Origin of the sequence: Agriterribacter sp., from assembly GCF_035444585.1 — a bacterium.
Taxonomy (GTDB): Bacteria; Bacteroidota; Bacteroidia; order Chitinophagales; family Chitinophagaceae; genus Agriterribacter.
Window position 1 is genome coordinate 24992 of record NZ_DAOMOZ010000024.1, and the last position, 9774, is coordinate 34765.

General features: G+C 42.9%; 13 protein-coding genes. 10 read left to right on the plus strand and 3 right to left on the minus strand.

All coding sequences use genetic code 11. The annotated features are described in order from the left end of the window. The first annotated feature begins 81 nt into the window (after positions 1 to 81). The 10 genes from PLH26_RS04450 (at position 82) to PLH26_RS21715 (ending at position 8029) form a co-directional block, all read left to right on the plus strand. Positions 82 to 714 carry a TetR/AcrR family transcriptional regulator gene (locus tag PLH26_RS04450; RefSeq protein ID WP_324584787.1) on the plus strand — a complete coding sequence of 211 codons (633 nt, stop codon included), beginning with the start codon at positions 82 to 84 and terminating at the stop codon, positions 712 to 714. Between the two features lie 17 nt (positions 715 to 731). Next, on the plus strand, positions 732 to 2012 hold the full coding sequence (locus PLH26_RS04455) for a TolC family protein (protein WP_324584788.1): 1281 nt from the start codon (positions 732 to 734) through the stop codon (positions 2010 to 2012). 18 nt (positions 2013 to 2030) lie between these two features. After that, complete coding sequence (locus PLH26_RS04460; RefSeq protein ID WP_324584789.1) at positions 2031 to 2975, plus strand: HlyD family secretion protein; 945 nt, start codon at positions 2031 to 2033, stop codon at positions 2973 to 2975. 45 nt (positions 2976 to 3020) lie between these two features. After that, positions 3021 to 3965, plus strand: a complete 945-nt coding sequence (locus tag PLH26_RS04465) for an ABC transporter ATP-binding protein (RefSeq protein WP_324584790.1) — start codon at positions 3021 to 3023, stop codon at positions 3963 to 3965. Positions 3966 to 3974: 9 nt separating this feature from the next. Continuing rightward, positions 3975 to 4718 (plus strand): ABC transporter ATP-binding protein, encoded by a 744-nt coding sequence (locus tag PLH26_RS04470; protein ID WP_324584791.1) that lies wholly within the window; start codon positions 3975 to 3977, stop codon positions 4716 to 4718. 18 nt (positions 4719 to 4736) lie between these two features. After that, the gene (locus tag PLH26_RS04475; protein ID WP_324584792.1) at positions 4737 to 5843 is read left to right on the plus strand and encodes an ABC transporter permease; all 1107 of its coding nucleotides are present in this window, start codon (positions 4737 to 4739) and stop codon (positions 5841 to 5843) included. Then, entirely contained in the window at positions 5840 to 6961 is a 1122-nt protein-coding gene (locus PLH26_RS04480) for an ABC transporter permease (protein ID WP_324584793.1), read from the plus strand. Before PLH26_RS04475 ends, PLH26_RS04480 begins: the two co-directional genes overlap by 4 nt. Before the next feature lie 594 nt (positions 6962 to 7555). Beyond that, on the plus strand, positions 7556 to 7795 hold the full coding sequence (locus tag PLH26_RS04485) for a DUF8507 family protein (protein WP_324584794.1): 240 nt from the start codon (positions 7556 to 7558) through the stop codon (positions 7793 to 7795). Continuing rightward, the gene (locus PLH26_RS04490) at positions 7792 to 7935 is read left to right on the plus strand and encodes a PIN domain-containing protein (protein WP_324584795.1); all 144 of its coding nucleotides are present in this window, start codon (positions 7792 to 7794) and stop codon (positions 7933 to 7935) included. Before PLH26_RS04485 ends, PLH26_RS04490 begins: the two co-directional genes overlap by 4 nt. Further along, positions 7922 to 8029 carry a HepT-like ribonuclease domain-containing protein gene (locus PLH26_RS21715; RefSeq protein WP_502876364.1) on the plus strand — a complete coding sequence of 36 codons (108 nt, stop codon included), beginning with the start codon at positions 7922 to 7924 and terminating at the stop codon, positions 8027 to 8029. Before PLH26_RS04490 ends, PLH26_RS21715 begins: the two co-directional genes overlap by 14 nt. A gap of 162 nt (positions 8030 to 8191) precedes the next feature. Here the strand turns inward: PLH26_RS21715 and PLH26_RS04495 are convergent, their stop codons facing one another. From PLH26_RS04495 to PLH26_RS04505, 3 genes are read right to left on the minus strand one after another with little or no spacing between them, the layout of a single operon-like run. Further along, positions 8192 to 8485 carry a nucleotidyltransferase family protein gene (locus PLH26_RS04495; RefSeq protein WP_324584796.1) on the minus strand — a complete coding sequence of 98 codons (294 nt, stop codon included), beginning with the start codon at positions 8483 to 8485 and terminating at the stop codon, positions 8192 to 8194. Positions 8486 to 8522: 37 nt separating this feature from the next. Beyond that, entirely contained in the window at positions 8523 to 9422 is a 900-nt protein-coding gene (locus PLH26_RS04500) for a lysophospholipid acyltransferase family protein (RefSeq protein ID WP_324584797.1), read from the minus strand. Further along, positions 9422 to 9682, minus strand: a complete 261-nt coding sequence (locus PLH26_RS04505; protein WP_324584798.1) for a phosphopantetheine-binding protein — start codon at positions 9680 to 9682, stop codon at positions 9422 to 9424. The genes PLH26_RS04500 and PLH26_RS04505 overlap by 1 nt, the downstream gene beginning before the upstream one ends. Positions 9683 to 9774: the final 92 nt, after the last annotated feature.

Consider the following 9774-nt stretch of genomic DNA (forward strand, 5'->3'; position numbering starts at 1 on the left):
TCCGGTCAATTATTAATCATTTGATTAAAATATTTGTTTAAATCAAAAAAATAATTTTAGGTTTGTGCAACAATTGTCAAAATGCCCCGAAAAACAAAGGCGAACAGCGACCTCTCTACGGAAGAAAAAATAAAAGAAGCAGCCCGGAAGGTTTTTACGCAAAAGGGATATGCCGCCACCCGCACGAGGGATATTGCAGAGGCGGCCGGCATTAACCTGGCGTTGCTGAACTACTATTTCAGAAGCAAACAAAAGCTGTTTGAAATAGTAATGTCAGAAAAAATACAGAAATATTTTGGCGTGCTCGCCCCCGTTTTAAACGATGCATCAACCTCACTTGAAACCAAAGTGGAAACCATTGCCTCAAAATACATTGACCTGATCATTGAAAATCCCGAGCTGCCGCTATTTGTATTAAGCGAGGTGAGAAACAATCCCGAACATTTTATAAAGCTCATAGAAAAGATCGATTTCCTCAACCAGTCTGTATTCCTGCAGCAAATAGCCCAAAAGCGGCCGGATATACATCCTTTCCATTTTTTGATCAGTCTGCTCGGACTGTGCCTGTTTCCTTTTTTGATGAAACCCGCATTGTTACGCATAGCGAACCTTAAGGAAAAAGCATTTACCGACATGATGCTGGAAAGAAAAAAACTGATACCTGTTTGGATGAAAGCAATGCTGAAAACAAAAAGCGTTTTACCTGTTATTTAAAACAAAAGACCGAAGTCATGATACGCAAACCGAATATGCTCATATGTATCCTGCTCCTGCTGTTGTTATATGCGCCAATACATGGTCAAACGCGGCAACTTGGCATAGACAGTTGTTACCGCATGGCAAAGCAAAATTACCCGCTCATTAAAAAGCAGGACTTAATTGCCAAAAGCAGCCGGTATTCACTTGAAAATGCTTCAAAATTTTATCTTCCGCAGTTTACCGTAAACGGCCAGGCTACCTATCAGTCGCAAACCATCAGCTTTTCGGATGCCCTGCCTCCCATACCCGGCGTTACATTTCCCACCATTGATAAAGACCAGTATAAAATCCAGGCAGAGCTGAGCCAGGCTATATATGATGGCGGTGTTACCAAACATCAAAAAGCATTGATCCGGGCCAATGAACAAATGCTGCAACAAAGTCTTGAAGTGAACCTGAACACGCTGAAAGACCGGGTTACACAGATCTATTTTTCCGTGCTGCTGATGAACGAACAATTAAAGCAGAATGAAATCAGGAAAACCGACCTGCAGGGCGCACTGGACAAGGCCAATGCCGCATACGCGAACGGAACAGCTTACAGGAGCAATGTGGATGAGCTGAAAGCGGCAATTATTAATTCAGATATGACAGCCATAACGTTCAGGGCCAACCGCAAAACCTTTATGGATATGCTGGCATTGCTCATCGGGCAGCCTGTTGACGAGAGCACTGTATTGATCTTACCCGAACAGGTGCCTGCTGCTCCCGGAATTAACAGGCCGGAACTAAAATACTTTGACCTGCAGAAAAAGGGCTTCGATATCCAGGAACATCAGCTGGCGTCGGCATATACGCCCAGGCTCAGCGCTTTTGCACAGGGAGCGTACGGACGCCCCACCCTGAACATCATTAAAAATGAGTTTGGTCCGTGGTGGGTTGCCGGGATCCGTTTAAACTGGTCGCTGGGAAGCCTGTATTCCCTGAAAAACAACAAGCACCTGTTAGCGCTCAAACGCCAGGACCTGGATATCGACAAAGAAACCTTTCTCTTCAATACCCGCATCACACTTAACCAGCAAAATGCAGACATCAAAAAATACAACGACCTGCTTGAGCAGGATAATGCTGTTATAGAGCTTCTTACCGCTGTGGTACAATCTGCTAAGGCTCAGCTCGACAATGGTGTGATAACCGTACATGAATATATTGCCAAGCTAAATGAAGAAAACCTCGCCAAACAGGCCCGCATTGTTCACAACATTCAATTATTACAAGCCCAATACAATTTTAAAAACACTTCAGGCAACTGAGTGCAAAAATCATTATTTATGAGATACAGCAGCATAACAGGATTAGCAGTATGGATGGTATTTGCTTCCTGCAACGGTAATGAAATAAACTATGATGCGGCAGGCAATTTTGAAGCGGATGAAGTAATGGTATCGGCACAACAAAACGGGCAACTGCTTTCTTTTTCTGTGCACGAAGGAGATCAGTTAAAGGAGGGCGCTGTAGTGGGGCAGATTGATATGACTGTTCAGCAACTTCAGAAAGAACAAACGGAAGCCTCCATATCTTCACTTCAACAAAAAACAAGCTCGGCCTATAACCAGGTAAATGTTGTTAAAAAGCAATTAGCGGCACAGCAAACACAACTGGATAACCTGTTCCGTGAAAAGAAAAGGTTGCAAAACCTGGTAACAGCCGATGCTGCGCCGCGCAAGCAACTGGATGATATTGATGCACAAATTGATCAACTCCGGAAGCAGATGGCAGTAACACGGGAACAGATCAACCTTTATCAATCCAATACCGCCACGCAAAACAGGAGCATCCTCAGCGAAAAGGCGCCGCTTGAGAAAGCCGTGCAGCAATTGCAGGCGCAAATCAACAAGGGACAGATCGTTAATCCCATTACAGGCACCGTGCTTACCAGGTATGCGCTGAAAGGAGAAATGGCGGTATTGGGAAAGCCGCTATATAAAATCGCCAACACCGACACCCTGTTTTTAAGAGCCTATATAACCGGCGGGCAACTTCCGCTCATAAAAACAGGACAACAGGTGGAGGTGCGGATTGACCAGGATGAGAAAAAATATAAAACTTATACAGGAACGATTCAATGGATCTCGGACAAATCTGAATTTACACCCAAAACCATACAAACAAAAGATGAAAGAGCCAATCTGGTATATGCTATAAAAATAAGCGTAAAAAACGATGGTTACCTGAAGATCGGCATGTATGGAGAAGTGCTTTTTAATGGCTATTGAACATCGTTGTGTCACTCCCTTGTACTGCAAAACCGGATGAAACAAATGAAATCTGTAACACTTCAACATATTACTAAAACCTACGACAAAGGCAAGGTGCTTGCAGTGGATGATGTATCGCTTACTATTGATAAGGGAGAACTGTTTGGTTTAATAGGCCCCGATGGTGCAGGCAAAACATCCATTTTCCGGATCCTCACAACGGTATTGCTGGCAGATAAAGGCACGGCATCCGTTGATGGTTTTGATGTAGTAAAGGATTACCAGACTATCCGCAACAGGATCGGCTATATGCCCGGCAAATTTTCGCTGTACCAGGATTTAACAGTGAAAGAGAACCTGAGCTTTTTTGCTACCCTGTTCGGCACCGGCATTGAGGAAAATTATGAGCTCATCAAAGATATTTACGAGCAGATCAAACCTTTTAACGATCGCCGGGCAGGCAAGCTTTCGGGCGGCATGAAGCAAAAGCTGGCTTTGTGCTGTGCTTTAATTCATAAGCCCGAGGTATTATTTCTTGACGAACCTACTACAGGAGTGGATGTGGTGTCGAGAAGGGAATTCTGGGAAATGCTTAAAAAGCTCAAACGACAGGGCATCACCATTTTGGTTTCTACACCTTATATGGACGAAGCTGTTTTATGCGAAAGAATAGCACTGATGCAAAATGGTAAGATCATGTCGGTAGATACACCACAAAATATTATTGCGGATTACCCGGTAAAGCTATATGCCATGAAGGCGCATAATATTTATAAACTATTGAGTGACCTGAGAAAAAACGAGCAGGTAGAAAGCAGCTACCCTTTTGGCGAATACCTGCACATTACCTTAAAAAATGACAACCAGACCGGTGCAGACAAATTGAGGTGCTATGCAGAAGAACAGGGTCACGCCGATATTGAGGTGAAGAACATCAAGCCTGGCATTGAGGATAGTTTTATAAGGCTAATGAATGAAACAAAGGAACCGCCACTTCCACAATCTTAATTTTTTTTCATGGAAGAAAAGGTAATTATTTGTAAGGATCTCAGTAAAAAGTTTGGTGATTTTGTTGCGGTAGACAAGATCAGCTTCGATGTGAACAAAGGCGAAATATTTGGCTTTTTAGGCGCCAACGGTGCAGGTAAAACCACCGCCATGCGCATGCTCTGCGGACTCTCTTTTCCGAGCTCGGGCGAAGCATCGGTTGCCGGGTTTAATGTGTACAGGCAGCAGCAGCTTATAAAAAGCAACATCGGCTATATGAGCCAGAAGTTCTCATTGTATGAAGACCTTACTGTTTTGGAAAACATACGTTTTTTCGGCGGCGTTTACGGCGTTCCCGGCAAAGAAATAAAACAAAGAAGCAATGAACTGGTTGAAAAGCTCGGACTACGGGCAGAAACAAAAAAGAAAGTGGGCGGCCTGCCCCTGGGCTGGAAACAAAAGCTTGCTTTTTCAGTAGCCATCTTTCACCGTCCCAAAATTGTGTTCCTGGATGAGCCCACAGGCGGCGTGGATCCCGTTACCCGCAGGCAGTTCTGGGATATGATCTATGAAGCAGCAGCATCCGGCATCACCATTTTTGTAACCACACACTATATGGACGAAGCGGAATACTGCAACCGCATAACGGTAATGGTAGATGGAAAAATTGAAGCATTAGACACGCCCCAAAACCTGAAAAAACAATTCGCTGTAAACAGTATAGACGATGTTTTTTACCAGTTGGCCCGTGGCGCAAAGCGGTCGGCAGACTAAAACAATGAACATTTTCGCATGAAGCAATTACTGGTTTTCATAAGAAAAGAATTTTATCACGTATTCCGCGACCGGCGAACCCTGCTGATCATGTTTGGCATACCGGTAGCGCAAATACTGCTGTTTGGCTTTGCGCTCACCAGTGAAGTAAAAAATGCAAAGGTCATCATTTCGGATAATGCAAAGGACCCCAACTCCCAACAGATCATCCATAAAATAAAAGCTTCTTCCTATTTCCTGGCAGAAGAAGCAACCGTAAATTATACCGACATAGAAAAAGTTTTTAAAAAAGGAGAACTGAAATGCGCGATCATTTTCCCGCCTCATTTTGGAAGCGACTTGCTGAAATCCGGCAGGGCGCAGGTACAGATCATGGCCGATGGGTCTGATCCGAATACTGCTAAAACGCTCATCAGCTATTTAACGGCTATTATTGCAGATTACCAGCACCAGATCAGTCCTGCAGCCGCTTTCCCTTATTCTATAGTTCCCGAAACAAGGCTGCTTTATAACGAAAATGCAAACGGCTCGCTGAATTTCGTTCCCGGTGTGCTTGCTCTTGTGCTGATGATCGTTTGCACAGCACTTACTTCCGTAGCTGTAGTGCGTGAAAAAGAACTGGGCACTATGGAAATATTGCTGGTATCGCCCTTCAAACCCGTGATGGTATTGATTGCAAAAGCCATCCCGTTCCTGGCATTGTCTATCGCCAATTTTACCCTGATACTGCTGCTGTCGGTTTACGTGCTGGATGTTCCTGTAAAAGGAAGTCTTTCGTTGTTGTACATAGAGAGCATACTTTTTATTATTACCTGTCTTTCTTTCGGGTTGCTCATTTCCAACACCACCAATTCACAGCAAACCGCACTGCTGCTTTCCATGATGGGGCTGATGATGCCAACGCTGATCTTTACCGGCTTCATGTTCCCGCTCGAGAATATGCCCCGGATATTCCAGGTCATCTCCAATATCATTCCCTCCCGCTGGTATTTTTTGATCGTGAAGGCTGTAATGCTGAAGGGGCTCGGTTTTGAATATGTGTGGAAAGAAACACTGGTATTGGTTGGCATGACTGTACTTCTTTTATTCATAGCGCTCAAAAATTTTAAAAAAAGACTGGCATGAGCGTATTGCGATATATACTTCAAAAAGAATTCCTGCAAATATTCCGGGACAGGAGTATTCTGGCCATGATGTTTGTTATGCCCACCCTCCAACTCATCATCATTCCGCTGGCTATGAATTTTGACGTAAAGAATATCAATATCACTGTTGTGGACAATGACCATAGCAGTCTTTCACAAAAGCTCATAACAAAGGTGGGTGCATCGGGGTATTTCCGTTATGTGAACGCTGAATCCTCTTATCAAAAGGCTTTGCCTGATATAGAAAACGGTGATGCCGACCTGATAATGGAAATCCCTGCCGGTTTTGAACGGAACCTGGTAAGAGAAGGCATACAAAAAATAGCACTTTCCGTAGATGGCATTAACGGCACTAAGGCAGCTTTGGGCGCAGGGTATCTTAATTCGGTCATTGCGGATTTCAATAAGAACCTCCGGCTCAATATAACCGGAAGCGCCAAACAAACAACAGCACCACCGGTTATTGATATTACCTTTTCCAACTGGTACAACCCGCTGGGCGAATACAAATATTATATTGTTCCCGGCATACTGGTATTGCTCCTGACCCTTATTGGCGGCTTTATTTCGGCATTGAACATTGTAAAAGAAAAAGAAGCGGGCACCATTGAACAGATCAATGTAACGCCGGTTAAGAAATGGGAGTTCATTTTGGGGAAAATGATCCCGTTCTGGGTAATAGGGATGATCGTTTTTACTTTGGGGCTAACCGTAACCTGGGCGGTGTACGGCATTTTCCCGGAAGGAAACATTGGGGTGCTGTATTTGTTCGCTTCTGTTTATCTGGTAGCGCTTTTAGGATTTGGATTGCTGATCTCCACCTATAGCGATAACCAGTTGCAGGCCATGTTCATCGCCTTCTTTTTTATGATGATCTTTATGCTCATGAGCGGCTTATTTACTTCTGTTGAAAGCATGCCGGCATGGGCAAGAGCGATCGCTCATCTTACACCTATTACCCATTTCATTAAAGTGGTGCGGATGATCATACTGAAAGGAAGCGGCTTCATTGATATCAGAACAGAATTTTTTTACATGATATTATTTGCAGTAGTATTGAATAGCTGGGCAATATGGAATTATAAAAAAACAACCTGATCGGGCTATATTCCATATTGATTGCTGTATAGGCTTTTAATTACAGGCATATTCGTTTCTCTTTCCAATGATAGCTGTATGGGGTGTCTCTCGCCCCATACTATTATAATATCGCCTCCGGCGATCAGTATCACTGTATTTTATAATGCGGGACACAGTCCCGGAAGAACATATGAGCCCGAAGTCAGAGACTTCGGACAGCAGAGCAGCAGACAAATTTTTCTGTTACTTTTTTGCGGAAAAAAGTAACGCAAAAAGCCGCCCGAAATCGACCGTAGTCGATTTCGGGAACGCCTTGATTAAGCTTTTGCACTACTGTAAACTCGGCAACAAGACTCTAATAGCTTAGCCGACTTACAAGATACTTACAAATCATAGCTGTATGGGGCGTCTCTCGCCCCGTACTATTATAATATCGCCTCCGGCGATCAGTACCGCTGTGTTTTATAACGCGGGACACAGTCCCGGAAGAACATATAAGTACGAAGTCGCAGACTTTCGTACAGCAGAATTTATTAATTTTGATATCCTGAAACTCGCAGTAAATGAGTCGTGAAATTTAAAAGGAGAACAGTTGAACCATAAATTAGTTTTATGAATACCGCATTAAATAATCCGCAATTGAATGAACAGCAGTTAGATATGATCCGGCTATTAAAGAAGCCTTTGCCGGAGGAGTATTTTTTGCAGATCAGACGACTAGTAGTACAGCTATTGGGAAAGCAATTAGACGATACCGTTGACAATTGGGAAAAAAGCAATAATATTTCGGAGGCAGATTACGATAACCTGAGTAAGGCCCATTTTAGAGTTTCAGGTAAAAAGCCAGAATGAAAATTGTTATAGATTCCAATGTGCTGCTGGTTGCAGTAGGAAAAAGAAGCCGATTCAGGCCCATCTGGCAGGCATTTCTGAACGGAGATTACCAAATAGTCATATCTGAAGAAATAATTCATGAATATGATTATCCATGATTATTTTGGCATAAACCACCAAATTATTTGGGATACCATTCAGTTCCGGCTCCGGGATTTGTTAAAGGATATTACAGCACTTTTGCAGTCCTGAAAATATTGTTGCTCTCCCAGGCAGGCAACTGTATCTTTTCTCTCCGGATAAAGTGTTCATTTAAAATTTCTTCATATCTCCCGCAACCCGCTTTTAAGATTGCCGACCTGCTGTACGAAAGTCTCTGACTTCATATCTTCCAGCAACAAGAATATGTCCCGGTCAGACATGTATTATATTTTTTTCAACATATGGAAGATACCCAGGCTTTATGGCGCTACGGGATACCAGGTCAATTTTATAATTAAATGAATCTTCCAGTTCGTGAGCGAGCCGAATAAAATCAAAACCATCTATACAGCCATTGAAATCAACCAATATATCAATATCGCTATTAGCATGATAATCGCCCCTGGCATAGGATCCGAACAAAGCCAGTTCTGAAATAAGATATTTTTTCTCCAGTTCCTGTTTCTTATCCTTCAGAATTTTTAATATCTGCGCTGTGTCATACATAGCTCAAAAATATAAAAAAGACAATGATTTTACCATTCTAACCCTTTCTCCCTTCACTTCCCGCCCAAAAATCATAATAATTATACCATTGTGCAGGATACTGCTTTACTTTACTTTCCATTTCAGCAGTAAAATCGCTGAGCATCTGGCGTATGACTGTGGTCTTATCGCTGTAATCATATGTTTTTATCGCTGTTGAATAAAAATGATAGTGCGTGCTGCCTTCTTTCATGGCAAATACATAACAAACCGGCACTTTAAATTGTGCGGCCAATACAAAAGGCCCTGCGGGAAACCGGGCTGCTTTGCCCAGGAAATCAGCGGTTAACGTTCTGTTGCCCTCAACAAACCGGTCGGCATGCATACAAACCAGCTCATTGTTCTTTAAGGCATCGTTTATGGCGTAAATATGAGAGAGGTCGTTTTTTATGACAATGATATTGGCATTGCGTTCACCGGTAACTGAACTAAGGTAGTCCCTGATCTTTTGGTGCTCCCCGTCGAACATTACCACATTGATACGGGTGTTTAAACGTTCCAGCAAATGCCCCGCGGCCTCCCAGTTGCCGATATGAGAACTGAGCAGCAATCCTCCTTTTTGAAGATGCACCAACTCGTGCAGGTGCGTCTCCCCGTCAAAATGAAATGAAAAGCGCTTAGCCATGCCCGACATAATGGCTATTTTATCAATGAGGCTTTGTCCGAAACAATAATAGTTTTTATACAATGCGGGGATGGACCTCCAAAAAGAATAACCCATTCTTTTTTGAAAATAGTACAGGATGTAGCGGGAAGATCGCCATGCAAATAAAAAATAATACAAGCTAACCAAACGCAGCAATACATAGGCAGGCTTAATACCAAACTTCTTCAGCACAGCTATAAAAATGCTGTACCCCAACCTGTTTCCGCTGGATTTCCCACGCCATGAAGGCATTATGCCAGTTCTTTAGAATTGACGCGGGAAATTACATAATTGTAGAAATCGCTGAAAGTAGTGATGCCTGCAAAATCTTCGGGTTTAACTTTAAAAGAAAAGTTGCTTTCTATTACCACTACCAGGTCAATATAATCAAGGCTGTCTAACTCAAGGACTTCTTTTACGTTTCCCCCGGGTGTTATGCCGGCTTCATCTACTTCAAATTCTTCAGACAGGAAATGGTTGATCTTCTCAATGATTTCTTCATTCTGTTTCATAAACAACTATTTGCTCCATTTTCTGACAATCAGCGACGAGTTGGTACCGCCAAAGCCAAAGGAGTTCGACAAAAATACATTTATATCTTTTT

Bases quoted from the DNA above. Each gene is read 5' to 3' on its own strand.
- PLH26_RS04450 (WP_324584787.1), top strand. From the start codon at position 82: ATGCCCCGAAAAACAAAGGCGAACAGCGACCTCTCTACGGAAGAAAAA.
- PLH26_RS04455 (WP_324584788.1), top strand. From the start codon at position 732: ATGATACGCAAACCGAATATGCTCATATGTATCCTGCTCCTGCTGTTG.
- PLH26_RS04460 (WP_324584789.1), top strand. From the start codon at position 2,031: ATGAGATACAGCAGCATAACAGGATTAGCAGTATGGATGGTATTTGCT.
- PLH26_RS04465 (WP_324584790.1), top strand. From the start codon at position 3,021: ATGAAATCTGTAACACTTCAACATATTACTAAAACCTACGACAAAGGC.
- PLH26_RS04470 (WP_324584791.1), top strand. From the start codon at position 3,975: ATGGAAGAAAAGGTAATTATTTGTAAGGATCTCAGTAAAAAGTTTGGT.
- PLH26_RS04475 (WP_324584792.1), top strand. From the start codon at position 4,737: ATGAAGCAATTACTGGTTTTCATAAGAAAAGAATTTTATCACGTATTC.
- PLH26_RS04480 (WP_324584793.1), top strand. From the start codon at position 5,840: ATGAGCGTATTGCGATATATACTTCAAAAAGAATTCCTGCAAATATTC.
- PLH26_RS04485 (WP_324584794.1), top strand. From the start codon at position 7,556: ATGAATACCGCATTAAATAATCCGCAATTGAATGAACAGCAGTTAGAT.
- PLH26_RS04490 (WP_324584795.1), top strand. From the start codon at position 7,792: ATGAAAATTGTTATAGATTCCAATGTGCTGCTGGTTGCAGTAGGAAAA.
- PLH26_RS21715 (WP_502876364.1), top strand. From the start codon at position 7,922: ATGATTATCCATGATTATTTTGGCATAAACCACCAAATTATTTGGGAT.
- PLH26_RS04495 (WP_324584796.1), bottom strand. From the start codon at position 8,485: ATGTATGACACAGCGCAGATATTAAAAATTCTGAAGGATAAGAAACAG.
- PLH26_RS04500 (WP_324584797.1), bottom strand. From the start codon at position 9,422: ATGCCTTCATGGCGTGGGAAATCCAGCGGAAACAGGTTGGGGTACAGC.
- PLH26_RS04505 (WP_324584798.1), bottom strand. From the start codon at position 9,682: ATGAAACAGAATGAAGAAATCATTGAGAAGATCAACCATTTCCTGTCT.